This window comes from Pseudoclavibacter sp. RFBJ3, assembly GCF_002931375.1.
GTDB lineage: Bacteria > Actinomycetota > Actinomycetes > Actinomycetales > Microbacteriaceae > Pseudoclavibacter.
In genome coordinates, this window is the sequence record NZ_PSXZ01000001.1 from 151,496 (window position 1) to 174,087 (window position 22,592).

The window sequence follows — 22,592 nt, forward strand, 5'->3', positions numbered from 1 at the left end:
GCCACGTTACCGCCCTGCCCGTCTTCGGTGACTGCAGCGCTTCTGTGTGGCGGCGTATCTCAATTGTGCAACAGGCAAGACACTTTTGCTTGACCATCGACAAAAGTGACGGTAGCTTTCGACACATGGTCAACGAAGACCCCACACCGGGTCCCTCCCCCCTCCTGCAGATGCGCGGCATCGTCAAGCAGTTCCCAGGTGCTCGGGCGCTCGACGGCGTCGACCTCGACGTCCTCCCCGGCGAAGTCCACTGCCTGCTCGGCCAGAACGGCGCAGGCAAGTCGACGCTCATCAAGGTGCTCGCAGGCGCACACCAGCCCACCGAGGGCCAGCTGCTCCTGGGCGGCGAGCCCATCACCATCCCCAACCCAGTCGCTGCCCTCGGGCTCGGCATCGCCACGATGTACCAGGAGCTCGACGTCGTCGACGGCCTGACCGTCGCGGAGAACGTGTACCTCGGGCACGAACTCGACACCGCGGGAGTCTCCAGGCGTGCCGAGGCGAAACAGCGGACGAAGGAGATCCTGGCGCGGCTCGGGCACTCCGAGATCTCACCGACGACCGAGGTCGGCGAGCTCTCCGCCGCTGGCAAGCAGATCGTGTCGATGGCTCGAGCGCTCTCGCACGAGGCCCGCATCATCGTCATGGACGAGCCCTCCGCGGTGCTCGACTCCGAGGAGGTCGCGAACCTCTTCCGCGTGGTCGAGGAGCTCACGAAGGCGGGCGTCGCGATCATCTACATCTCGCACCGGCTCGAGGAGATCCGCACGATCGGCGATCGCATCACGGTGCTCAAGGACGGCCGCACGGTCGCCCAGAACCTGCCGGTCAGCGAGACTCCGACCTCGGAGCTCATCACCCTCATGACCGGCCGCAAGGTCGAGTACCTGTTCCCCGATTCCCCTGAGCTCCCATCGGATGCGCCCGTGCTGCTCGACGTGCAGGACCTCGCGCTCGCGGACACGTTCTCGGACGTCTCGTTCACCGTCTCCGCTGGCGAGATCGTCGGATTCGCGGGGCTCGTCGGTGCCGGCCGGAGCGAGATCATGGAGACCATCTACGGCGCACGCAAGGCGACGGGGGGCACGGTCACGGTCGAGGGCAAGACGCTCGCGCGCGGTTCGGTCACGGCCGCCGTGAACGCGGGCATCGGCCTCGCGCCGGAAGAGCGCAAGAGCCAGGGGCTCCTGCTCGACGAGCCCGTCTACCGGAACATCACGCTCTCCACGTTCCAGCGCTTCGCCTCGTTCTCGTGGCTGAAGGAAGGCGACGAGCGCCGCGCTGCGAAGGAGCAGGCGGAGTACCTCGACCTGCGGCCGGCTGGCGTCGATCGCGACATCCGCACGCTCTCGGGTGGCAATCAGCAGAAGGCGATGCTCGCCCGCTGGCTCGTGCACGGCTGCCGAGTGCTGCTGCTCGACGAGCCGACCCGAGGCGTCGATGTCGGCGCGCGGGCCGAGATCTACGCGCTCATCCGCAAGCTCGCCGACGAAGGTGCTGCGGTTGTCGTCGTCTCGAGCGAGATCCCAGAGGTCCTCGGCCTCGCCGACCGGGTGCTCGTCGTCTCCGAAGGGCGAGTCGTCCACCAAGGCCCAGCATCCGCTCTCGATGAGCACGCCGTACTCGACATGGTTATGGAAAGCAGCGCAGCATGAGCACTCAGACTCCCCAGTCCTCCGCCCCGAACGGCGGCTCGCCATCCCAGGATGGCACGATCACCGCCCCCGCCGCTGACGAGAGCTCCCGCGTGGAGCACGAGGTCGCCAGCGACAACGCCAAGCGCAGCGGCTTCTTCCGCGGCAGCTCTGCCCGCAACTTCGGCCTCATCCTGGCGCTCGTCGTGCTCTGCATCGCGGGCACGGTGTCGGCGGGAGAGCGCTTCGCGAGCGTCGACAACCTCATGGTGGTGCTGAGCCAGGCGTCCATCATCGGCGTCCTCTCGATTGGCATGACGTTCGTCATCACGGCGGGCGGCATCGACCTGTCGGTCGGCTCCGTGCTCGGGCTCGCCTCGGTCTGGGCGACGACGCTCTCCACCCAGGCCTACGCGGAAGCGTGGGGATGGTGGGTCATCGTGCTCACCTCGCTGCTCGTCGGGCTCGGCGCCGGGGTCGTCAACGGCGTCCTCATCGCCTACGGCAAGGTCGTGGCGTTCATCGCAACGCTCGCCATGATGGTCGCCGCCCGTGGGTTCGCGGAGCTCATCGCCGGTCGCCGCACGCAGATCGTCAACGTCGACTCGTTCCTCGAGACCTTCCGCGGCGACCTCCTCGGCATCCCGGTCATCGTGTGGATCTTCGTGCTCGTCGCGATCGGCGGCTGGTTCCTCCTGAACCGCACGACCTTCGGCCGCCGCACGGTCGCCGTCGGCGGCAACCCGGAGGCCGCGCGCCTCGCCGGCATCAAGGTGAAGCGCCACACGATGTACCTCTACGCGCTGGTCGGTCTGACCGCCGGCATCGCGTCCATCATGATGCTCGCCCGCACGACGGCGGGCTCGTCCACCAACGGCATGCTCTACGAGCTGGATGCGATCGCGGCGGTCGTCGTCGGCGGCACCCTGCTCGTCGGCGGTCGCGGCACGATCGTCGGCACCGTCCTCGGCGTCCTCATCTTCGCCACCCTCACGAACATCTTCATCCAGGCGAACCTCGACAGCTCCGTGCAGGCCATCGCGAAGGGCGCGATCATCGTGATCGCCGTCCTCCTCCAGCAGCGCTTCTCGTCGCGGGCCAAGACGTCCTAGCCGAGGGGCTGGGCGCGAGCCAGGCCCGCCAGCCCGATCCTCACCAGACCCACCGAACCCCACCAGACCCAACCCCCATCACCATGGCAGCATCAAAGGAGATCCCCATGTCCACGAGTTCCTTCAGGAAGACAGCTTCCCGAAAGCGCCGGATCCTCGCAGCAGGCGCAACGGCCGCTTCGGCGCTGCTGCTGCTCACCGGCTGCCTCTCGAACACCCCGCCGGCGGCGGAGGGCGAGGCGCCAGCAGGCGGCAACGCCACGGCGTCCGACAACGACGCGGCCGGCGAGCCGCTGGTCATCGGCTTCTCGGCCCCGGCGGCCGACCACGGCTGGATGGGCGCCATCACGTCCGCCGCCGAGGCGGAGGCCGCGAAGTACGAGGACGTCGAGCTTCGCGTCGCAGAGGGCACGAATGACGTGAACCTCCAGATCAGCCAGATCGAGGGCTTCATCAACGACGGCGTCGACGCCATCGTGCTGCTGCCCTTCGACGGCGCCGCCCTCACCGAGGTCGCGACCAAGGCGATGGAGGCGGGCATCCCGGTCATCAACGTCGACCGCGAGTTCACGAGCCCCTTCGCCGCCCGCACGACGGTGCTCGGCGACAACTACGGCATGGGCGTCAGCGCCGGCACGTACATGTGCGAGCAGCTCGCGGACAAGCCAGACGCCGTGGTCGCCGAGATCGCCGGCATCGACTCCCTGCCGCTCACCCAGGAGCGCAGCCAGGGCTTCGCGGATGCGCTCGGCGACTGCGGTCTCGAGGTCTCGAACCGTGTCGCTGCCGACTTCACGGTGCAGGGCGGTGAGCAGGCGGCCACGAACCTCCTGCAGGCCGCTCCGCAGATCGACGCGATGTGGAACCACGACGACGACCAGGGTGTCGGTGTCCTCTCTGCCATCGAGAACGCCAACCGCGACGAGTTCTTCCTCGTCGGCGGCGCGGGCTCGGCGAACGTGATGCGCGAGATCCAGGAGGGCGACAGTGTCGTCAAGGCGACCGTCGTCTACCCGTCGACGCAGGCGGCCGACGGCATCAAGCTGGCCCGCCTCATCGCGCACGACCGCTCGCTCGGCGACCTCACGTCGCAGAGCGTCCCGCGTCTTGTGCAGCTCTACGCTCCCGTCGTGACGAGCGAGAACGTCGGCGACTACATCGACGCGGCGTTCGAGTCGTAACCAGCTGCTCACACTGTCCGCGCGGGGCGGGGCTCTCCTCCTCTCTGACTCCGCCCCGCGTTGGCCTCCTGAACGAAAGAGTGAACAATGAGTCAAGACGCACAGCCGGACCTGGGCATCGGCATGGTCGGCTACGCCTTCATGGGGGCCGCGCACTCGCAGGCGTGGCGGAACGCTCCCCGCTTCTTCGACCTGCCGCTCGCGCCCAAGATGCGCGTCGTGGCTGGCCGGAACGCCGCGAAGGCGGCGCAGGCCGCTGACAAGCTCGGCTGGGCATCGAGCACCTCGGATTGGCGGGAGCTGCTGACTCGCGACGACGTGCAGCTCATCGATATCTGCTCGCCGGGCGACACGCACGCCGAGATCGCCATCGCGGCGCTCGAGGCGGGCAAGCACGTGCTCTGCGAGAAGCCGCTCGCCAACACGGTCGAGGAGGCCGAGCGGATGAACGCGGCTGCGATCGCCGCGGAGGCCCACGGCGTGCGCGCCATGGTCGGCTTCACGTATCGGCGAGTGCCGGCGATCCGACTCGCGCAGCAGCTCGTGGCGGAGGGTCGCATCGGCGACATCCGTCAGGTGCGAGCCCAATACCTGCAGGACTGGCTCGCTGACGAGAACGCGCCGCTCTCCTGGCGTCTCGACAAGGAGAAGGCCGGCTCGGGTGCGCTCGGCGACATCGGGGCGCACATCGTCGACCTCACCCACTTCATCACCGGCCAGCAGCTGAGCGGAGTCTCGGGTCTCGTGGAGACGTTCGTGAAGGAGCGACCCGTCGCCGAGGATTTCGCGGGGCTCTCCGGAACCGGCGGCACCGAGCGCGGCCCCGTCACGGTCGACGATGCCGCAGTCTTCTTCGGTCGCCTGCAGGGCGGCGCGATCGCCGTGTTCGAGGCGACACGATTCGCGTACGGCCGGAAGAACGCGATCAGGCTCGAGATCAACGGAACGACAGGATCGATCGCCTTCGATTTCGAGGACATGAACGTGCTCGAGTACTTCGACGCGAGCGGCGATCCGACCACGGCCGGGTACACGCGCATCATCGTCACCGAGCCAGAGCACCATCCATTCATCAAGGCGTGGTGGCCGGCCGGCCACGGGCTCGGCTACGAGCACGCCTTCACGCACCAGGCGGTCGAGCTGGTCGAGGACATCGCGGCTCACCGCGCTCCGGCGCCCTCGTTCGCCGACGGCCTCGCCGTCCAGCGGGTGCTCGCCGCCGTCGAGGAGAGCTCGGCACACGGCAGCTCGTGGGTCTCGATCCCCGTGCCGAGCGATGCCCCGCACACCTCAGTCGAACCAGAACTCCAGAGGAGCTAGTCCATGTCTCGTCCTGTCACGTTGTTCACCGGTCAGTGGGCCGATCTGCCGTTCGAGGAGGTCGCTCGTCTTGCGGGGGAGTGGGGGTATGACGGCTTGGAGATCGCCTGCTGGGGCGATCACCTTGATCCGTGGCGGTGGGATGACGCCGAGTACGTGGCCTCCAAGCTGGAGGTGCTCGAGCGCAATGGTCTCAAGGTGTGGACGATCTCGAACCATCTCAAGGGGCAGGTGGTGTGTGACGACCCGATCGATCAGCGCCACCGGGGCATCGTGTCCGACCGGGTGTGGGGCGACGGGGAGCCGGAGGGGGTGCGGCAGCGGGCGGCGGAGGAGCTGAAGAACACGGCCCGCCTGGCCGCGGCGCTGGGTGTGAAGACGGTCACGGGTTTCACGGGCTCGAGCATTTGGAAGTACGTGGCGATGTTCCCTCCCGCGACGGAGGCGATGGTGGATGCGGGGTATCAGGACTTCGCCGACCGATGGAATCCGATCCTGGATGTGTTCGAGGAGGTCGGGGTGCGGTTCGCGCACGAGGTGCATCCGTCGGAGATCGCGTATGACTACTGGACCACGAAGCGCGCGTTGGAGGCGATCGGGCATCGGGAGTCGTTCGGGTTGAACTGGGATCCGTCGCACATGGTGTGGCAGGACATCGACCCGGTGGGGTTCTTGTGGGACTTCCAGGACCGCATCTATCACGTGCATTGCAAGGACACGAAGAAGCGCTTGTCGAATGGTCGGAATGGGCGGTTGTCGTCGCATCTGCCGTGGGCGGATCCTCGGCGGGGTTGGGACTTCATCTCGACCGGGCACGGGGACGTGCCGTGGGAGGACTGCTTCCGCATGCTGAACGCGATCGGCTACGAGGGTCCGCTGTCAGTGGAGTGGGAGGACGCGGGCATGGACCGTCTCGTGGGTGCCCCGGAGGCGTTGGGGTTCGTGCGCAAGCTCTCCACGTACCGCCCGTCGGAAGCGGCGTTCGACTCGGCCTTCTCCACGAAGCAGGACTAAGCCCGGAGCAGGAGGAGCTGGCGCGGATCAGCCCTCTGCGAGTTCGTCGAGGATGCGCGCCAGTCGGTACGGCACGACCTCGGAGAGCGAGACGGTGGTGCTCGTCCGGGTGACGCCGGGCAACTCGAGCATGGCGCGCGTCACCCGATGCAGGTCGCTGGTGTCCTTGGCGACGACACGCGCCAGCAGGTCGGCATCGCCGGTCGTCGAGTGCACCTCCACGACCTGGGCCATCTCGCCGAGTCGCTCGTAGGCCTCGTCGGCGGCATTCTGGCTGAGGGAGAGCGCGACGAAGGCCGTCAGCGGATAGCCGAGGGCGGCGGCGCTGAGGCGGGTGCTCTCCGGCGAGAGCATCCCCTCGTCGGCGAGCCTCGACAGGCGAGCGTGCACGGTGTTCCGGGCGACGCCGAGCTCTCTTGAGAGGGCGAGCACGGAGGCGCCGGGGAGTCGGTCGAGCGTCCGGATGATGCGGGCGTCCAGGGCGTCGAAGCCACGATGATTGGGCAAATCTCCTCCTCAGGTGCGGAGAGCGTGCAAACTGCTCAGTCTGCGCAGCTTGTCTTGCGCAGACTACCCCCGGGCGACATGCTCAGCGCATGCCTGAACTCGTCGCGCCTCCACGCCACCGTGCTCTCGACGACATCGCCGGCCTCGCCGTCGGAGTGCTGGTCATCTCGTTCGGGCTCTTCCTCCTCAAGTCGGGCGGCCTCGTCACCGGAGGGACCGCCGGACTGGCGCTGCTGCTCGGGTACGTGCTGCCCGTTCCGTTCGGGGTCATCTTCGTCGTCGTGAACCTGCCGTTCTTCGCGCTCGCCGCTCGAGGCAAGGGCTGGCGGTTCGTCGTGAGGAGCCTCGTCTCGATCGCGCTCGTCTCCGTGCTGACCTCGCTGCATGCATCCGTCGCGGGGGTTGGGCCTCTCGAGCTGCCTCCCGTCTACGCGGCGGTGCTCGGCAACGTCCTGTGCGGCGTCGGGCTGCTCATTCTGTTCCGACACAACTCGAGCCTCGGCGGATTCACCGTCGTCGCACTCGTGGCGCAGGAGAAGTTCGGAGTGCGGGCCGGCTACGTGCTGCTCGCGCTCGATCTGCTGGTGGTGCTTGCCTCCTTCGCCGTCCTCGACCCGTCGCAGGTGCTCATCTCGGCGCTCGGTGCCGGCGTGCTGAGCCTCATCATCATGCTCAATCATCGGCCGGGCAGGTACCGGGCGTCCTGACCTCAGGTGCTCGTCGCGGGCCGTGCATGCAGTGATGGGCACCAACCTCCCCCGAGGTTGGTGCCCATCGTCCCCTGCCGCGGTCGCCAGGTGAGGAGTGCAGTTGGGCGTCGTCCCCCGATGACGCCCACCCGAGTTGATTCGGGCTGCAGTTTCTCGAACCCGGCGTTACGCGCCGGCGAGGGGAGTATTTGGTTGCTCTCTGTTCCGTTCCGCATCTCGAACCGCAGCTCGAGGCCTCACGGATGTGGTGACTGTTCCGCCGAAGATGGCTTCACTTCCGTGAGGCGGCCCTGACGGTGGTCATTTCGCTCACCACATGAAGGAAGCTAACACGGCGGTGGCGGGTCGGCGCGCGCATCTGCGGTTGCTAATGAACCGTTTAGTCCATTCGCATCGTCCACATGCCTTCTGGTCGGTGTGCTCGCGAATTAGATCCTGATCTGGGAATTCGCAGGGGAACGTGATCGGCCGATCCGGCCTGCAAAAACGGAATCGGCATTCCGTGCCGCTGTGTCCGAACCCGCATCGCACCTCACGGTGCTGGATGCGCCGGTATCGATCGGTGTGCTCGGATCGTGTTTCATGAGGCTATGCATCTCGATCCCGCACAGGCACTCGAAGGCCGCCATGTCTCTCTCCAGCCGGCGAGCGCGGCAGGCTGGTCGGAACTCGGCGATGTCCTCTGCGTGCCAGAGGTGTTCGCCTCCGGATGGGGTGGGGGCCCAGCGGGAAGGCCGGACCGTCGAGACTGGGATGACTGGGTGGAGAACTACACGCCCGGGCCTCGGAGCGGATGCACCTACGTCGTCAGAGTCAACGGCGGGCCGCAGCACGGGCGCGCCGTCGGTACGACGTCGATCGGTCGCGTCGACCTGGTCAGGGAGTCGGCGGAGATCGGGTGGACCGCCTACGCGCCAGCGGTGTGGGGGACTGTCGTGAACCCGGCCACGAAGCTGGTGCTCCTCGAACACCTCTTCGGGGTGGGCTTCGGGCGAGTCGAGTTCAGTGTCGACAACCGCAACGAACGTTCGCAGGCGGCGCTCGCCAAGCTGGGCGCAGCCCGGGAGGGGGTGCTGCGGCGGCACCAGGTCCGAGCGGACGGCACCTGGCGAGACACGGTCCGCTTCTCCGTCATCGAGCCTGAGTGGCCGGCAGTGCGCGAGCAGCTGCGTGCGCGCGTCGAGGCCGGGGCGGCGCTGATGGGCGAGGCGGGTCCCGTCGACGGAAGATCAGCCAGCTGACAGAGAACGCGGAGCTCGCCTCAGCGTGTCCGTGAGCAGACGTGGTTCCATGGACCCATGACGACTCCTGTGTACACCGCAATTGCCCACGCTTCCGGTGGTGGCCGCGACGGCCACGTGCGTTCGGAAGACGACCGCATCGATCTCGACACGCGTCCCCCGAAGGAGATGGGTGGCAGCGGAGAGGGCACGAACCCTGAAGAGCTCTTCGCCGCCGGATACTCGGCCTGCTTCCTCGGCGCGTTCCACGCGGCAGGAAAGCAGCTCGGCAAGGACACGAAGGACGCCGCCGTCTCCACCTCGGTGGGAATCGGCAAGCGCGAGCCCACTGGCTTCGAGCTCTCGGTGGTCCACGACGTCTACGCGCCGAACCTGTCGAGCGAGGAGACCCAAGAGGTCGCTCGCATCGCGCACGAAGATATCTGCCCCTACTCGCACGCCACCCGCGGCAACGTCGACGTGCAGATCAACGTCGTCAGCTGATGACGGAGTTGAACGAACAGTCGCATCCGGATGACCGGGTCACGCGAGCCGAGCTCGCGGGCATCGTCGACCACACGCTGCTGAAGACCGACGCGACCCCCGGGCAGGTGGGTGCCCTCCTCGAGGAGGCCAAGGCCCTGAAGGCGTTCTCCATCTGCGTCTCGCCCAACATGCTCCCCGTGCAGGGAGATCCGGGCGAGGTGAAGATCGCGACCGTCGTCGGCTTCCCCTCCGGGAAGCACCACTCCGCGATCAAGGCCGCAGAGGCGGCGCGGGCCGTCGCCGACGGCGCAGACGAGCTCGACATGGTCATCGACATCGGCATGCTGAAGGCTGGCCGGGCCGACCTCGTCCAGGCGGACGTCGCCGCGGTCCGCGAGGCCGCCCCGTCCGCACTCCTCAAGGTCATCATCGAGTCTGCCGCGCTGACGGACGACGAGATCGTCGCCGCCTGCCAGGCTTCCGAAGCTGCGGGGGCCGACTACGTGAAGACGTCGACGGGCTTCTCGGCCGCTGGCGGAGCATCCACCCATGCCGTGGCGCTCATGCGTGCCACGGTCGGCGAACGGCTCGGCGTGAAGGCGTCCGGCGGTATCCGCTCGACGGCGGATGCGCTTGCCATGGTCGAAGCCGGCGCCTCACGCCTCGGCCTCTCCGGAACGGCGGCTGTGCTGGACGGCCTCGGCGGCTAGAGGTCCCGCCTTCCGGGTTCCCATTCGGCGGCCCGGAACGCTGAACGCGCGAAGAGCGCATGCCCTCAGGGCATGCGCTCTTCGTCGTTGTGCCTCGAGCTCGCGCGCCGGTCAGGCGGTGCCCGTTCAGGCTGTGCGCGGTGTGAGGTGCCGGTGCACGGCCTCGTGGATGCCCTCGATGTCGCCCTGCTCGGTGAGGCGGACGAGTTCCTCGTGATGGGTGCTGAAGTCGCCGAGCGCGGGGTGCGCGCCGATTGCGTGCGAGGTGCAGATGAGCGACTCGGTCGCGATGGTCGAGTACGCCCGGGAGAGGCGCGAGTTGCCTGCACTCTCGACGAATCTCCGGTGGAAGGCGTGGTCGAGGCGGAGTGCCCGGATCTCGTCGCCGGCATGGGCGGCTTCGTGCAGCTCCGCCACGACGGCGGACAGGGCCGAGGCGATGCTCGCCCGCTCGGCGGGGGGCTTGGCCGCGATGACGGCGGCGGCCGCGCACTCGAGCACTTCCCTGGCCGCGAAGATCTCCGCGGCGTCCTCGTCGGTGAGTTCTCGGACGAAGACGCCACGATTGCGGCGGCTCTCGAGCAGGCCCTCCTGGACGAGCCGCTGCAGCGCCTCACGGACCGGCCCGCGCGAGACCTCGTAGTCGGCGGCGATGCGCGCTTCGTTCAGCTGCGCGCCTGGTGCGAACGAGCCGTCGATGACCTGCTCGCGGAGATGGTCGGCGATGATCGCCGAGGTCTGCTGGCTCTGGAGGCCAAGCGTGGCTGCTGCGCTCATGGGGTGCGTCCTCAGCTGTGGAGCTGACCCGAGTGGGCCGCGTGGTCGACATGGGTGGCGGGCTCGACCTGGAAGGTGCTGTGGCTCGTCTCGAAATGCTCCTTGAGGCACGCGTCGAGCTCGCACAGCACCGCGTCGAGGCCCCGCTCGTCGAGCGTCTCCGGGGCGACGACGACGTGGGCGGAGAACATGGGCACGCCGGAGGTGATGGTCCACGCATGCACGTCGTGCACATCCACGACCCCGGGCACGGACCGCAGGTGCCTGCGAGTGGCGTCGAGGTCGACGTTCTTCGGGGTGGCTTCCATGAGCACGTCCACCACCTCGCGGAGCAGGCTGATGGCCCTTGGGAAGATGAGGACGGCGATAAGGATCGACGCGATCTGGTCGGCGACCATCCACCCCGTCACCCAGATGACGATGGCCGCGATGATGACGGCCACCGAGCCGAGCAGGTCGCCGAGGACCTCAAGGTACGCGCCGCGCACGTTCAGGCTCTCCTTCTGGCCCGATCGCAGCACGAGGAGCGAGACGAGGTTCGCGACGGCTCCGATGACCGCTGCTGCGAGCATGATGCCGGACTCGACCTCCACCTCCTGCCCGAATCGGCGGATCGCCTCGATGAAGATCGTGACGGCGATGACACCGAGGATGAGTCCGTTGATGAGTGCCGCCAGCACCTCCGCCCGCTGGAAGCCGAAGGTGCGGCGGGAGGATGCGGGGAGCGTCGCCACGTAGCTGGCGAGGAGCGCGACGGTGACGCCGGCCGCATCCGTGAGCATGTGGCCGGCGTCGGCGAGCAGGGAGAGCGAGTTCGAGGCGAAGGCTCCGACGATCTGCACGAGGAAGACGCTCGCCGTGATGGCGAGGACGATGATGAGCTTCTTGCGGTGCTTGCCCGTGGCCGTCGTGTGGTCACCGAGCCCGTGGCTGTGCCCGTGGTCCTCGTGGAGCTCGGAGGAGCGTTCGACGCACGGATGCGTCGGGCTGAAGGCCTCGCCGCCGTCGTGGTCGTGCGCCGACTGATCGCCGTCGTGGCGGTGGCCGTCGGCAGGCTCGGTGGGGTTCGACATGCGTCCAGGCTAGCGCTGCTGTCGATTGTTGACAATCTCCAATCCTGGGACGGTGGCGGGGAGTATCGGTCCCGAGCCGCGCCTGGCGCGTATTTCTCGCGACACGGAGCCAGCGCTAGGCTCCTGGCATGTCCTCATCGAGCGAAGCCCCCGCAGTCAGGAACGAGCACGTCGATGGCGTCGAGTCTCCCGCATCCGCTCCCGACGCGCAGGTCCAGCACACGTCGGACGACGCAGCGCTGCGCCGGCTGACCTCGATCCGCGGCAGCATCGACAACATCGATGCCGCGCTGGTGCACATGCTCGCCGAGCGCTTCAAGTTCACGACCCTCGTCGGTGAGCTGAAGGCCGAGCATGGCCTGCCGCCCGCAGATCCCGACCGTGAGCGACGCCAGATCCTCCGCCTTCGCCAGCTCGCGGAGGAGGCGCACCTCGACCCCGAGTTCGCGGAGACGTTCATCAACTTCGTCATCGCCGAGGTGATCCGCCACCACGAGCGCATCGCCGAGCAGAACTAGGCGATCGGGCCCGCATTCCCGCGAGCCCGCCCCCTCGGGCGGGTGCGGTGCCCTAGCGGGCCGCGAGAGCGTCGGCCATGCGCTGGATGATCTCCTCGATCACCGGCTTCGGGGTGGCGAACACGATGCGCACGTACTGCTCGAAATCGGCACCGCAGGACGCACCTGCGGTCAGGGTGACGCCGGCGTTGTCGAGGAAGAACTTCGCGGGTGAGCCATCGATGCCGAGGGCTGACACGTCGAGCCAGGCCACGTAGGTCGATTCGGGCACGATGGCGCGCACGCCGGGCAGGAGCTCGGCAACCAGCCGGAAGAGGAGGTCGCGGTTCTCGACGAGCGCCGCGTTCACCTCGTCGAGCCAGCCGTCGCTGTCGCTGTACGCGGCCTCGGCGGCGAACGCACCCAGGATCGACGAGCCCCACACGACTCCGAAGCCGAACGTGCGGTAGTGCTCGAGGTCGGCGTCGTTCGTGAAGATGATCTGCGCGGACTTCAGGCCAGCGACGTTCCACGCCTTCGAGGCCGCCGTCGAGGTCACCGAGTGGCGGGCCGCTTCGGCCGAGACGGACGCGTACGGGATGTGCTGCGGCCCATCGAGGGTGAGCGGCGCCCAGATCTCGTCCGCGAAGACGCGGCCACCGCCGCGCTCGACGATGTCGGCGAGGCGGAGCAGCTCGTCTCTCGTGTAGACGGCGCCCGTCGGGTTGTGCGGGTTGACGAGCACCACGTTGGCCGGCCCATTCGCGAAGGCACGCTCGATGCCCTCGAAGTCGAGCGTCCAGCGCTCGTCTTCGATCACTCCCGCCACCTCGATCGTCTCGCGCCCCTGCAACGCGTCGGTCACGAGGAACGGCATGTACGCGGGCGTCGGCACGATGATCGGAGAGCCCGGAGCCGTGAAGTGACGCACGAACACGTCGAAGGCGCCCATGACATCGGCGATGTGGTGGATGCGCTCGGGCTCCACCGCCCAGCCGTAGCGTCGCTCGAAGAACGCGGACGCGGCCGTCGCCGTGCGCGCCCAGGTGGGCGGGGCGAGATAGCCGAGCTCGTCCTTCTCGACGGCCCCGAGGATCGCCTGCCGCACGTTCGACGCCGTCCCGAAGTCCATCTCCGCGACCCACGCGCCGATGGTGCCCTCGTTGAGGCTCCACTTTCGGCTGTCGGGGCGGGCCAGCTCCGCGCGGGTGACGGCGTCGAAGCGCCTCGTGGTCTCGGTGCTGCTTGTCGGCGAGGGCATGTGGGAAACGTAACCACGCAAACGCTCGAGGCCCTTCCCGTATTTCCAAAGGTTTCGCCGCGGCTCCACAAGCTGACGCGAGTTCCGTACGTTGACCCTGTGGCCATTGAAGAGCGAAACGAACAGACCTTTGCGACCAGGCAGATCCACGCCGGCGCGGTCGTCGACAGCGACGTCGGCGCACGCGTGACCCCGATCTACCAGAGCGCCGGGTACGTCTTCCCGTCCTACGACGAGGCCGAGGCCCGATTCTCCGGCGAGAGCGTCGGGCGCGCCTATTCGCGCGGCGACAACCCGACGAACGTCGTCGCGGGGAAGCGCATCGCGAACCTGGAAGGCGGGCGGAACGGGCTCGTCGTGTCGAGCGGGCAGGCGGCCATCGCCATGACCCTGTTCTCGCTGGCCGCCTCCGGTGACCACATCCTCTCGACGGCGAGCCTCTACGGGGGCACCCGGCAGCTGTTCGACGGCAGCCTCACCCGGCAGGGCCTGAACTTCGAGTTCCTCCGCGCGGATGCGAGCGAGGAGGAGTGGCTCGCGCGCATCCGCCCCGAGACTCGGGCCGTGTACACGGAGTCGATCCCCAACCCCAAGAACGACGTCGTCGACCTCGAGCTGCTCGGGCGCGTAGCCGCCAAGGCCGGGGTGCCGCTCATCGTCGACAACACGGTCGCGACCCCTTACCTCTGTCGTCCCATCGAGTGGGGCGCCGACATCGTCATCCATTCCACCTCGAAGTGGCTCTCGGGTCATGGCTCGGTCATCGGCGGCGTCATCATCGACGCTGGCAAGTTCGACTGGGCCGCCAACTCCGAGCGATTCCCGCACTTCACGAAGGGGTCGTTCGAGGGGGCCCCTTCCTTCATCGAGCGGTACGGCGCCGACACGTTCATGAGCTACGTGAAGTCGGTCACGGTCCTCGACTACGGACCCACGGTGCCGCCGACCAGCACGTTCCTGTTGCTGCACGGCATCGAGACGCTGTCGCTGCGCATGGAGCGCCATGTCGCGAACGCGCAGCGCGTCGCCGAATGGCTCGAGGCCCGACCCGAGGTCGCCTCGGTCGACTACTCGGGACTGCCGTCGAACGAGTACTACGCCCTCGCCCAGAAGTACCTGCCGGACGGTGCTGGTTCCGTCGTCTCGTTCGACCTTCCCGGCGGCCCGGATGCGGCGCGCAAGTTCGTGGAGGCCCTCGACCTGGTCAGCCACATGACGCACATCGGCGACGTGCGATCGCTCGCGCTGCACATGGAGTCGACGATCTTCAAGCGCTCCTCGCAGGAGCAGCGCGACGAGGCCGGTGTGACTCCAGGACTCATCCGCCTGTCGATCGGCATCGAGGGGATCGAGGACATCCTCGCCGACCTCGAGCGCGGCCTCGAGGCGACGCGGTCCTAGCAGGCGCGGCCCCTGCCTGGCGCGGCCCTGCCGGGCACAGCTCCGGGTGGTGGCTCCGGGACGTGGGCGTCGCGCGCGTGCGACTCGCGCCCGTGGGCTTGCGGGGTTTCTGCATCCCTGATGGGTTTCGATGCTGGGCGTGATGGGTTTCGGTGACTGGTCATGGGTTTCTTCCCATCACGGTCGCGGGAACCCATCACGCGCATCCCGGGCACCTCTCAGGCGCCCTCGGCGAGGAGCGTGCTGGGTGCGGATGCGCTCACCTCGTCGCGCGAGCCCGGTGTCGGCGAACGGCGGCCCGGTTCGCGCAACGCACCGAGCAGTAGCGCTGGCGCCCGTTCCGGGTGACGTCGACGACCACGTTGCGGCACTCGTCGCCCTCGTCGAGGCCGGCCGCGCACCGGCCGAGGCGGTGCATGCCTCGCGTCGTGAGGTGCAGGGCGGTGCCGACGGTGATGACGGCGAGCAGGATGTCCGGCAGCGACATGTTCCAGTCGCGGTAGTGGAGGTGCCAGCCTTCGTTGTCGTGGTTGGTGAGGCGCGGATAGGCCGTCGCCGAGGCCATGAGGGTGTTGAGGACCTCGGCGCGCTGTTCGTCACTCGGGGCATCCACGACGCGGAGCCACTCGTCGATCACGGCTCGGGTGCGCGCGTGGTCCTCGGCCTCCGGCGGAAATGGCATGGTCATCCCGTGCTCGCGGGTGCGAGCGAGGAGCGCGGGGCGGTCCGCTGGCCAGTCGTTGGCCAGCGAAGCGGCCAGGATGACGGCGTACTCACCGTAAGGGTTGAGATGCATAAGGCTATTACACCAGGCTCGATGGCATGAAGAGACTCACGCCAGCAGATGACTTCGCCACGCGCCCTATCGCCCTGCCTGCCGCCGCGCAGGCGCCCGTTCCAGCAGTCGCCGACGCCGGGCCGACGTGCGTCGAACACGGATGGGTCACCGCATCCCGACACGCGACGTCGCTCGGCACGATCATCTACAGCGCCTGCGCGAGCTGTGGCACGCACCGGACGGAACTCCTCGAGCAGCGCGCTTTCTTTCCCACACCCATCTCTCACGCGGTCGGCGTGCGCTCCGCAGATCGCTCCTAGGTTCGGGAGAGGTGCCGCGGGGGCTGGTTCCGCCCGCAGGCCCGCAGGCGCGGAAGGCTGGAAGTCCGCATGCACGGCCACGGATGCGTCACATCCATCTCTCGGATGACGAAGTTCACCACTTCGGATGACGCGATAGACCCGGTCCAACAAGTAGGGTCACTCCTGTGCACCCCCGTCGAGCAGTGACCTTCGTCGCCCTCAGTGTGCTCTCCGTGACCTCGCTGTCGGCCTGCGCGACCCCCGATCCGGTGCGCCTGGTCGATCACCTCAAGGTCAACGAGCTCTCGGCGACGATGGAGATCGATGAGCTGCTCCCCGAGGACGCGAGCGCGTTTGTGCTCGGCTGCCCGTACAGCGATGTCGATGCGCTCGCTGCGAGCTCCGGCATCGACCGCGAGCTGTTCCGCGTCGGCGACCGCGACCTGCCGGGCCTGACGACCGACGGCCCGGTTGCACTGCTGCCCGTCATCGACGGCAAGGTGCGCCCCGGCGTTTCCTACGACACGCAGCACGTGTCGATGTGCGGAACCCACAACGAGGCGACCATCGACCGCGGGTCGACGCTCACCTTCGCGCAGGACGGCTACGGGCAGTGGTTCGCCGTATCGGTGCTGCCGAGCGAGCAGGCGTAACGCGAACGAGGCGCCGCCGAACCCCGCGGGCACGCAGAAGGCGCTGCCCGTCGTTCTCGGTGCGGTGAGGTCCCCTATCCCGCCCTCGGCGTCCGGCCAGCACATGGTGATGAGGTGTCCTACGTGCGCGGTTCCCGGTGAGGGATGCTGGGCTGAGGTGTGACGGCCGAAGCCGAGACGCTGCCCACCGCGTCGACAGGTGGACTGGAAACCGCCAGCCCTCGGTGTGTGCTCGCGCCGTTCGCCTACCGACTCACCGCGACAGTCTTCCCCGTGTTCGCCCCGTCGGCGGCTACGCCTCGAGGAGCTCCACCTCCCAGTTCGTGCGCTGGATGACGACGTCCAATTCGCGGAGCGCCTGCGCGACCCCGTCGGCCTTGGCACGCACGTCGCGCACCGGCAGGGCGGACATCTGCCGCAGCTCGCTGCGCATCTGCCGCTGCCCCCAAGACCCGGCCGCCGCATCCGCTGCCCGCACCAGGATGCTGTGCTGCGTGCGCAGCGTCTCCCGCGCCGCGAGCAGCGCCGTGATGGTGCGCCCATCTTCCGTGGGCGCGGTCGCGTTGGTGATGTTGATCGACGTCACGAGACGCTCCAGCTGCAGGAGGCGAGTCGCGCACTCCTCGAGCAGCTCACTCGCGTCTTCGGTCGGCTGCTCACCCTCCTGATAGGAGGCGTTCGCGACGATGCGAGCCTGCAACGACTCGACGCGCTTCTGCAGATCAGCGCGCTCCAGGAGCGCTTCGGCGAGTTTCATGTGCTCACGATCTCACGTCGTTGCTGGCTCGATGATGATGGGGCCGAGCGGGGAACTCTCGTGCGTGATCGAGACGGAGACATTCCCGGCGACGCCCGCAGGGATGGCGAACACGTCGGCGCGGTCGATCGATTCGACGCTGCAGCTGGCACCGTCACCGTCTTTCGCGAGGTACCGGTAATTGATCGAGACCTCGGATGCGCTCAATGTGATGAGTTCGCTCGGCACGTGGCTGCACGGCTCAGCGCCGTCTGGGCGGATGACGGTGAAGGTCCCGTCGTCATTGGCGACGACCACGGGCCGACGCTGCGTGATGTCCGTTCCGGGGATGAGGGCCGACTGCTCGGCTGTCGCGACGGGTGCCACCGCGCCGTCCAGCGTGGTGAAAGCTGGGGCGACCGCCTCCGTCGTCGCCCCGGACGGGATCTCCACGGTCGGGTCGTCGGTCTGCACGTACTCACTCGTCATGCGCACCTCGACACCCTCCGGGTCGATCCCGGGCGGGACCTGGAACTCGTCGACCCTCGTCATCCCGGTCAGTGTGCAGGCCTGTTCAGGATCGCCCAGGTAGGCGTACGTGATGAGGATCGTCGTGCTGTCGAGCACCATGAGCCGCGACGGCGCCTCACTGCAGGTGTCCACCCCGTTGTCGCTGCGAACGACGCGGAACGTCTCCCGGTCCTCGCTCAGCACGGCGGCTTCGACCCGGAAGTTGTCCTCCTGGCGGAGCAGCTCTTCTTCCTCCTGGGTCGCAGCTCTGGCCACCGCGAGATCGAACTCCTCGACGTAGACGCCTCCGTCAGCCCCGGGCGTCTCGCTCGGGTTCCCGACTCGCGGGTCCGTGGGCGCGCATCCGACGAGCGTCGCGAGAGCCAGCGCGGCAAGAGCCGCGGCGAGGGGCATCTTCGAACGGCGCAGCGCTGTCGTCTCGGTCATGCTCGAAGGGTACCGAGCGGTGCGGCCGTCGGGAAGACGTGATCGCGCGACCGCGGAACGGCAGACTCAGGCTGGGGAACTGGTCGGTCACGACAGGATGTGGAGCTGTCGCACCTCGTCGATGAGCTCCACGGTGATGGGTCCCGCGGTCACCTCGAGCGGAAGACCGCACTCGTCGACGACGGAGACGCCCACCGCCATGCAGTTCGACGTGGTCTCGCGCTCGGAGATGATCGCCCCACCACCGGTCGCTAGCCTGGCCTCATGTCCTGGATCCACGCAGCCGCCTTCACGGCGGAGCCCCTCTACTTGAACACCGCGTCGATGGGCCTGCCGCCGAAGGCGACAACGGATGCGCTCACGCGGGAGATCGCAGGCTGGAGCGCGGGGCGCCGACAGGCGAACGGCTATGACGGCACGGTCACTCGATCGCGGCAGCTCTACGCGGAGCTCGTACACGTGCCCGCCGCCTGGGTGGCGATCGGCAACCAGGTCTCGCCCCTCGTCGGACTCATCGCAGCCTCGGTCCCGGACGGCGCCGAGGTGCTCTTCGCAGAGAACGACTTCACGAGCGTCAGCTTCCCGTTCGCGGCCCACGCCGACCGTGGCCTGAGGCTGCGCGAGGTGCCCGTGCACACTCTCGCCGAGGAGATCGGCTCGGACACGGCCTGGGTCGTCGTCTCGGCGGTGCAGTCCTCGACGGGCACCCTCGCCGACCTCGACGCCATCGAAGCTGCGGCGAAGAAGCACGGGGCGCGCACCCTCATCGACCTCACGCAGTCCGCCGGGTGGAACGACGTCGACGCGAGCCGCTTCGACGCGACCGTGTGTGCCGCCTACAAGTGGCTGCTGTGCCCGCGAGGCACCGCCTTCCTGACGCTCGATCCGGAACTGCACGACAGCATCCGCCCGCTCGCCGCGAACTGGTACGCAGGTGAGGACCCGTGGTCGAGCATCTACGGGCTGCCGCTCCGGCTCGCAGCGGATGCGCGACGCTTCGACGTCTCGCCCGCCTGGCAGGCATGGGTCGGCACCGAGGCCTCGCTCGAGTTCCTCCTCGGAGTGGGGGCGCCGGAACTGCAAGCCCACGCGCTCGAGGTGAGCGCCGCATTCGCGTCGGCGGCGGGACTCCCGGATGCGCGCTCCGCGATCCTCGCACTCGCCCCCGTCGAGGGCGCAGCCCTGCAGATCAAGGACACGCTCGAGCGCCTCGACGTGATGGCCGCCAACCGCGCCGGTAACTTGCGGCTGTCCTTCCACGCGCACAACACCGCCGACGAAGTCGAGCCGCTCGGAGCGGCGCTGAGAGGCCTCGTGCACATCGTCTCCGGACGCTGACGCAGCCCCTCTCGCGCAATTAGACTCCGGCCGTGCGCGGTAAGAACTTCTTCGACAACCTGGCCAGGAAGGTCGGCGGGAAAACCCCGTCGACGACCATCGGGCGCCGCGCGCAGCGTGCCCTGCTCGCCGAACGCAGCATCCGCGAGGTGCTCGAGCTGGCCGTGCGGGTCGGCGAGACGATGCTCGCGCTCGGTGCCTCCGCGACGGACGTGACGGACGCGATCCGCCGCACCACGAAGGCGTTCGGCGTCGACTGCCAGATCGACCTCACCTTCACGTCGATCCTCGTCGTGCACGACGGGGCGAACGACGGCGCGGGCATCAGCCTGCTGCGCGTCGTCAACAGCCGCCTCCCCGACTACGACCGCCTCACCCGGGTCATGGAGCTGTCGCGCGAGATCGCGGCCGACCCCAACGACATCGACGTCGCCGAGACGATCGACGACCCGGCGAAGCTGGAAGAGGCCCTGCAGCAGCTCGAGTCGTTCCACCAGCGCCTCGACGAGATCCTCGTCGCCCCGCAGCGCTTCCGCCGGTCGATGGTCACCGTGTGGCTCGCGCTCATGGCCGGCGGCGTCGGCTTCCTGCTCGGCGGCGGACCGCTTGTCTGCCTGCTCTCGGCGGCGACGACCGTGATCGTCGACCTCGTCCTCCAAGCGCTTGGCCGTTGGGGGCTTCCCGCCTTCTTCCTGCAGATCGCTGGCGCCGCTATCGCGACGGGGGTGGCCGTTGGCCTGCTCGCGCTGCTCCCGGTGCTGCCAGTGGAGTTCGCCGCGCTCCCACCGGCGCTTGTCGTCGCATCCGGGCTTGTGGTGCTGCTCGCCGGGATGTCGTTCGTGGGCGCTGCGGACGACGCCATCAACGGCTTCCCCATCACGGCGATGGGGCGGCTGCTCGAAGTGGTGCTGCTCACGCTCGGCCTGATCGTCGGCATCGCCATCGTGCTCGACGTCGCGCGGGGCCTCGGCATCGACCTGCGCCTCGTCGAGCGATCCGTGCAGCCGTGGCCGTCGGCCGTGCAGGTGGTCGGCGCCGCCATCGCAGCCGCCGCGTGGGCGCTCGCGTCCTACGCGACCGTGCGCACCGCCCTGGTCGCCATGGTGTTCGGCGGAATCGCGTACCTCGGCTACGACATCCTCGTGACAGCCGGAACAGAGCCGCTCGTCGCAACCGCTGTGCCCGCCCTCATCATCGGCGTCCTCGGCGAAGGCCTCTCACGCAAGCTGCACATCCCCGCCACCATCACCACCGTCTGCGGCACCGTGCCCCTGCTTCCAGGATTGGCCATCTACCAGGGGATGCTCGACATCACGTCGAGCTCCTCCTCGGACGACGGCGTGCTGCGACTCGTGCAAGCGGGTTCCATCGGCATCGGCATCGCCGGCGGCGTCACCCTGGGGCGGTTCCTCGCCCGGCAGTTCCGGCGTCGTCGTCGTGGCGCGCCGCGCGAGGCGAGGGTCATGTCGAAGCGACAGTTCCGAGGAACCGCGACCGCCGGCCCTGAGACACGCGCCATGTACGTCATCCCCGACGAGGTCGCCGTCGGCCTCGAGACAGGAATGCTGCGCATCGTCTCGGTCGACGAGGTCGTGGATGCGGTGACGGGCGCCGCCGCGAAGGCTCCAGATGCGCCAGCTCAGCCGGACGCGACGGCGCGGCCGACGCACCCCAACGTCGCGCTCAAGCGCGGCGACCTGAACGCTCGCGGAGAGTGACGGTCGGGGCGAGGCATAGAGTCTCCTCGGTCCCGCCGTGCTCTGAGAACCGGAGCAGGCGAGCGAACGACCTCCACGCACATCCCGAAGGAGCACGAATGACGACCGCGAAGGCCTACGCCGCCCCCTCAGCAACCGAACCGCTCGAGTCCATCACCATCGAGCGCCGCGACGTCGGAGCGAACGACGTGCTCATCGACATCGCCTACTCGGGCATCTGCCACTCCGACATCCACACGGTGCGCGGCGAGTGGGGCCAGGTTCCCTACCCGCTCGCCCCCGGCCACGAGATCGTGGGCACGGTCGCCGAGGTCGGCTCCGACGTCACGAAGCACAAGGTCGGCGACCGCGTCGGCGTTGGCTGCATGGTCAACTCGTGCCGCGAGTGCGACAACTGCAAGGCCGGCTCCGAGCAGTACTGCACCAATGGCAACGTCATGACGTACGGCGGCAAGGACCGCGACGGCAGCATCACGCAGGGCGGATACGCGACGAACGTCGTCGTCGACGCCGACTTCGTGCTCAGCGTGCCGGAGAGCATCCCGTACGAGAAGGCCGCCCCGCTGCTCTGCGCCGGTGTCACGACGTACTCGCCGCTTGCCCACTGGAATGCAGGACCCGGCAAGAAGGTCGCCGTCGTCGGCATGGGCGGCCTCGGTCACATGGCCGTGAAGATCGCCGTCGCCATGGGTGCCGAGGTCACCGTGCTCTCGCAGACCCTCAGCAAGCAGGAAGACGGGCTGCGCTTCGGAGCGAAGCACTACTACGCGACGAGCGACAAGGCCACGTTCACCGAACTGCGGAACACGTTCGACCTCATCATCAACACGGTGAGCGCGAACCTCGAGATCGACCAGTACCTCAACCTGCTGACGCTCGACGGCACCATGGTCTACGTCGGTGCGCCGGCCGAGCCGATCCCCGTGCGCGCGTTCACGCTCTTCAACAACCGCCGCTCCTTCGCAGGATCGACGATCGGGAGCATCCGCGAGACGCAGGAGATGCTCGACTTCTGCGCCGAGCACGACATCGCGCCGGAGATCGAGCTCATCGACGCCGCGCAGATCAACGAGGCCTACGAGCGCGTCCTCAAGTCGGACGTGCGCTACCGCTTCGTGATCGACGCCGCCACGTTCTAGAGCGGCGCCGCCACGTTCTAGCGGCGCCGCGGCGTTCTGGCGCCGGCGCGGCGGCTCTCCCGCCGGCG

24 protein-coding genes are annotated in these 22,592 nt (G+C 68.3%); 16 read left to right on the top strand and 8 right to left on the bottom strand.

Annotated elements, in window-relative coordinates:
• Positions 1 to 125 precede the first annotated feature (125 nt).
• The 5 genes from C5E07_RS00760 (at position 126) to C5E07_RS00780 (ending at position 6,261) form a co-directional block, all read left to right on the top strand.
• Positions 126 to 1,655 (top strand): sugar ABC transporter ATP-binding protein, encoded by a 1,530-nt coding sequence (locus C5E07_RS00760; RefSeq protein ID WP_104298050.1) that lies wholly within the window; start codon positions 126 to 128, stop codon positions 1,653 to 1,655.
• Positions 1,652 to 2,746, top strand: a complete 1,095-nt coding sequence (locus tag C5E07_RS00765) for an ABC transporter permease (RefSeq protein ID WP_104298051.1) — start codon at positions 1,652 to 1,654, stop codon at positions 2,744 to 2,746. The genes C5E07_RS00760 and C5E07_RS00765 overlap by 4 nt, the downstream gene beginning before the upstream one ends.
• Positions 2,747 to 2,853: 107 nt before the next feature.
• A complete protein-coding gene (locus C5E07_RS00770; RefSeq protein ID WP_104240084.1) occupies positions 2,854 to 3,927 on the top strand; it encodes a substrate-binding domain-containing protein in 1,074 nt (357 codons plus the stop codon).
• Positions 3,928 to 4,014: 87 nt separating this feature from the next.
• Entirely contained in the window at positions 4,015 to 5,247 is a 1,233-nt protein-coding gene (locus C5E07_RS00775) for a Gfo/Idh/MocA family protein (RefSeq protein WP_104298052.1), read from the top strand.
• A gap of 3 nt (positions 5,248 to 5,250) precedes the next feature.
• The gene (locus tag C5E07_RS00780; protein ID WP_104298053.1) at positions 5,251 to 6,261 is read left to right on the top strand and encodes a sugar phosphate isomerase/epimerase; all 1,011 of its coding nucleotides are present in this window, start codon (positions 5,251 to 5,253) and stop codon (positions 6,259 to 6,261) included.
• Positions 6,262 to 6,288: 27 nt separating this feature from the next.
• Here the strand turns inward: C5E07_RS00780 and C5E07_RS00785 are convergent, their stop codons facing one another.
• The gene (locus tag C5E07_RS00785; protein WP_104298054.1) at positions 6,289 to 6,768 is read right to left on the bottom strand and encodes an Lrp/AsnC family transcriptional regulator; all 480 of its coding nucleotides are present in this window, start codon (positions 6,766 to 6,768) and stop codon (positions 6,289 to 6,291) included.
• An 89-nt stretch (positions 6,769 to 6,857) separates the two neighbouring features.
• On the opposite strand from C5E07_RS00785, the gene C5E07_RS00790 reads away from it, so the two are divergent.
• From C5E07_RS00790 to deoC, 4 genes are all read left to right on the top strand, one after another.
• Positions 6,858 to 7,475 carry a YitT family protein gene (locus C5E07_RS00790; RefSeq protein WP_104298055.1) on the top strand — a complete coding sequence of 206 codons (618 nt, stop codon included), beginning with the start codon at positions 6,858 to 6,860 and terminating at the stop codon, positions 7,473 to 7,475.
• 593 nt (positions 7,476 to 8,068) lie between these two features.
• Complete coding sequence (locus C5E07_RS00795) at positions 8,069 to 8,719, top strand: GNAT family N-acetyltransferase (RefSeq protein ID WP_104298056.1); 651 nt, start codon at positions 8,069 to 8,071, stop codon at positions 8,717 to 8,719.
• A gap of 57 nt (positions 8,720 to 8,776) precedes the next feature.
• The gene (locus tag C5E07_RS00800; RefSeq protein WP_104298057.1) at positions 8,777 to 9,202 is read left to right on the top strand and encodes an organic hydroperoxide resistance protein; all 426 of its coding nucleotides are present in this window, start codon (positions 8,777 to 8,779) and stop codon (positions 9,200 to 9,202) included.
• Positions 9,202 to 9,894: a deoxyribose-phosphate aldolase gene (gene deoC, locus C5E07_RS00805; protein WP_104298058.1), complete on the top strand. Its 693-nt coding sequence runs from the start codon at positions 9,202 to 9,204 to the stop codon at positions 9,892 to 9,894. The genes C5E07_RS00800 and deoC overlap by 1 nt, the downstream gene beginning before the upstream one ends.
• Positions 9,895 to 10,020: 126 nt before the next feature.
• Here deoC and C5E07_RS00810 read toward each other — a convergent pair whose 3' ends face one another.
• Positions 10,021 to 10,671, bottom strand: a complete 651-nt coding sequence (locus tag C5E07_RS00810; protein ID WP_104298059.1) for a GntR family transcriptional regulator — start codon at positions 10,669 to 10,671, stop codon at positions 10,021 to 10,023.
• An 11-nt stretch (positions 10,672 to 10,682) separates the two neighbouring features.
• Positions 10,683 to 11,744: a cation diffusion facilitator family transporter gene (locus C5E07_RS00815; RefSeq protein ID WP_104298060.1), complete on the bottom strand. Its 1,062-nt coding sequence runs from the start codon at positions 11,742 to 11,744 to the stop codon at positions 10,683 to 10,685.
• Between the two features lie 128 nt (positions 11,745 to 11,872).
• Between C5E07_RS00815 and C5E07_RS00820 the strand changes: the two genes are divergently transcribed.
• Positions 11,873 to 12,262: a chorismate mutase gene (locus C5E07_RS00820; protein WP_104298061.1), complete on the top strand. Its 390-nt coding sequence runs from the start codon at positions 11,873 to 11,875 to the stop codon at positions 12,260 to 12,262.
• Between the two features lie 52 nt (positions 12,263 to 12,314).
• On the opposite strand, the gene C5E07_RS00825 is transcribed toward C5E07_RS00820, so the two are convergent.
• Complete coding sequence (locus C5E07_RS00825; protein WP_104298062.1) at positions 12,315 to 13,502, bottom strand: MalY/PatB family protein; 1,188 nt, start codon at positions 13,500 to 13,502, stop codon at positions 12,315 to 12,317.
• Between the two features lie 99 nt (positions 13,503 to 13,601).
• Here C5E07_RS00825 and C5E07_RS00830 point away from each other — a divergent pair, with 99 nt between their 5' ends.
• Positions 13,602 to 14,903 (top strand): O-acetylhomoserine aminocarboxypropyltransferase/cysteine synthase family protein, encoded by a 1,302-nt coding sequence (locus tag C5E07_RS00830; RefSeq protein ID WP_258063728.1) that lies wholly within the window; start codon positions 13,602 to 13,604, stop codon positions 14,901 to 14,903.
• 259 nt (positions 14,904 to 15,162) lie between these two features.
• On the opposite strand, the gene C5E07_RS00835 is transcribed toward C5E07_RS00830, so the two are convergent.
• Entirely contained in the window at positions 15,163 to 15,699 is a 537-nt protein-coding gene (locus C5E07_RS00835) for a CGNR zinc finger domain-containing protein (RefSeq protein WP_104240096.1), read from the bottom strand.
• A gap of 26 nt (positions 15,700 to 15,725) precedes the next feature.
• On the opposite strand from C5E07_RS00835, the gene C5E07_RS00840 reads away from it, so the two are divergent.
• Together C5E07_RS00840 and C5E07_RS00845 are read left to right on the top strand one after the other, a co-directional pair.
• Complete coding sequence (locus tag C5E07_RS00840) at positions 15,726 to 16,001, top strand: hypothetical protein (protein WP_104298063.1); 276 nt, start codon at positions 15,726 to 15,728, stop codon at positions 15,999 to 16,001.
• Positions 16,002 to 16,168: 167 nt separating this feature from the next.
• Positions 16,169 to 16,636 carry a hypothetical protein gene (locus tag C5E07_RS00845; RefSeq protein WP_146080460.1) on the top strand — a complete coding sequence of 156 codons (468 nt, stop codon included), beginning with the start codon at positions 16,169 to 16,171 and terminating at the stop codon, positions 16,634 to 16,636.
• 292 nt (positions 16,637 to 16,928) lie between these two features.
• Here C5E07_RS00845 and C5E07_RS00850 read toward each other — a convergent pair whose 3' ends face one another.
• The 3 genes from C5E07_RS00850 to C5E07_RS19095 all read right to left on the bottom strand — a co-directional run bounded on the left by C5E07_RS00850 (position 16,929) and on the right by C5E07_RS19095 (position 18,608).
• On the bottom strand, positions 16,929 to 17,393 hold the full coding sequence (locus tag C5E07_RS00850; protein ID WP_104240099.1) for a DIP1984 family protein: 465 nt from the start codon (positions 17,391 to 17,393) through the stop codon (positions 16,929 to 16,931).
• Between the two features lie 12 nt (positions 17,394 to 17,405).
• Complete coding sequence (locus C5E07_RS00855; RefSeq protein ID WP_104298064.1) at positions 17,406 to 18,329, bottom strand: hypothetical protein; 924 nt, start codon at positions 18,327 to 18,329, stop codon at positions 17,406 to 17,408.
• An 87-nt stretch (positions 18,330 to 18,416) separates the two neighbouring features.
• The gene (locus C5E07_RS19095) at positions 18,417 to 18,608 is read right to left on the bottom strand and encodes a hypothetical protein (RefSeq protein ID WP_146080461.1); all 192 of its coding nucleotides are present in this window, start codon (positions 18,606 to 18,608) and stop codon (positions 18,417 to 18,419) included.
• On the opposite strand from C5E07_RS19095, the gene C5E07_RS00860 reads away from it, so the two are divergent.
• From C5E07_RS00860 to C5E07_RS00870, 3 genes are all read left to right on the top strand, one after another.
• Complete coding sequence (locus C5E07_RS00860) at positions 18,594 to 19,667, top strand: aminotransferase class V-fold PLP-dependent enzyme (protein ID WP_104298065.1); 1,074 nt, start codon at positions 18,594 to 18,596, stop codon at positions 19,665 to 19,667. The two genes, C5E07_RS19095 and C5E07_RS00860, sit on opposite strands and share 15 nt — an antisense overlap.
• Before the next feature lie 32 nt (positions 19,668 to 19,699).
• Positions 19,700 to 21,385: a threonine/serine exporter ThrE family protein gene (locus C5E07_RS00865; RefSeq protein ID WP_104298066.1), complete on the top strand. Its 1,686-nt coding sequence runs from the start codon at positions 19,700 to 19,702 to the stop codon at positions 21,383 to 21,385.
• 98 nt (positions 21,386 to 21,483) lie between these two features.
• Entirely contained in the window at positions 21,484 to 22,524 is a 1,041-nt protein-coding gene (locus C5E07_RS00870) for an NAD(P)-dependent alcohol dehydrogenase (protein ID WP_104298067.1), read from the top strand.
• Positions 22,525 to 22,592: the final 68 nt, after the last annotated feature.

Coding starts and splice junctions, on each gene's coding strand:
- C5E07_RS00760 (WP_104298050.1), top strand. CDS start 126: ATGGTCAACGAAGACCCCACACCGGGTCCCTCCCCCCTCCTGCAGATG.
- C5E07_RS00765 (WP_104298051.1), top strand. CDS start 1,652: ATGAGCACTCAGACTCCCCAGTCCTCCGCCCCGAACGGCGGCTCGCCA.
- C5E07_RS00770 (WP_104240084.1), top strand. CDS start 2,854: ATGTCCACGAGTTCCTTCAGGAAGACAGCTTCCCGAAAGCGCCGGATC.
- C5E07_RS00775 (WP_104298052.1), top strand. CDS start 4,015: ATGAGTCAAGACGCACAGCCGGACCTGGGCATCGGCATGGTCGGCTAC.
- C5E07_RS00780 (WP_104298053.1), top strand. CDS start 5,251: ATGTCTCGTCCTGTCACGTTGTTCACCGGTCAGTGGGCCGATCTGCCG.
- C5E07_RS00790 (WP_104298055.1), top strand. CDS start 6,858: ATGCCTGAACTCGTCGCGCCTCCACGCCACCGTGCTCTCGACGACATC.
- C5E07_RS00795 (WP_104298056.1), top strand. CDS start 8,069: ATGCATCTCGATCCCGCACAGGCACTCGAAGGCCGCCATGTCTCTCTC.
- C5E07_RS00800 (WP_104298057.1), top strand. CDS start 8,777: ATGACGACTCCTGTGTACACCGCAATTGCCCACGCTTCCGGTGGTGGC.
- deoC (WP_104298058.1), top strand. CDS start 9,202: ATGACGGAGTTGAACGAACAGTCGCATCCGGATGACCGGGTCACGCGA.
- C5E07_RS00810 (WP_104298059.1), bottom strand. CDS start 10,671: ATGAGCGCAGCAGCCACGCTTGGCCTCCAGAGCCAGCAGACCTCGGCG.
- C5E07_RS00815 (WP_104298060.1), bottom strand. CDS start 11,744: ATGTCGAACCCCACCGAGCCTGCCGACGGCCACCGCCACGACGGCGAT.
- C5E07_RS00820 (WP_104298061.1), top strand. CDS start 11,873: ATGTCCTCATCGAGCGAAGCCCCCGCAGTCAGGAACGAGCACGTCGAT.
- C5E07_RS00825 (WP_104298062.1), bottom strand. CDS start 13,502: ATGCCCTCGCCGACAAGCAGCACCGAGACCACGAGGCGCTTCGACGCC.
- C5E07_RS00835 (WP_104240096.1), bottom strand. CDS start 15,699: ATGCATCTCAACCCTTACGGTGAGTACGCCGTCATCCTGGCCGCTTCG.
- C5E07_RS00840 (WP_104298063.1), top strand. CDS start 15,726: ATGAAGAGACTCACGCCAGCAGATGACTTCGCCACGCGCCCTATCGCC.
- C5E07_RS00850 (WP_104240099.1), bottom strand. CDS start 17,393: ATGAAACTCGCCGAAGCGCTCCTGGAGCGCGCTGATCTGCAGAAGCGC.
- C5E07_RS00855 (WP_104298064.1), bottom strand. CDS start 18,329: ATGACCGAGACGACAGCGCTGCGCCGTTCGAAGATGCCCCTCGCCGCG.
- C5E07_RS00860 (WP_104298065.1), top strand. CDS start 18,594: ATGTCCTGGATCCACGCAGCCGCCTTCACGGCGGAGCCCCTCTACTTG.
- C5E07_RS00870 (WP_104298067.1), top strand. CDS start 21,484: ATGACGACCGCGAAGGCCTACGCCGCCCCCTCAGCAACCGAACCGCTC.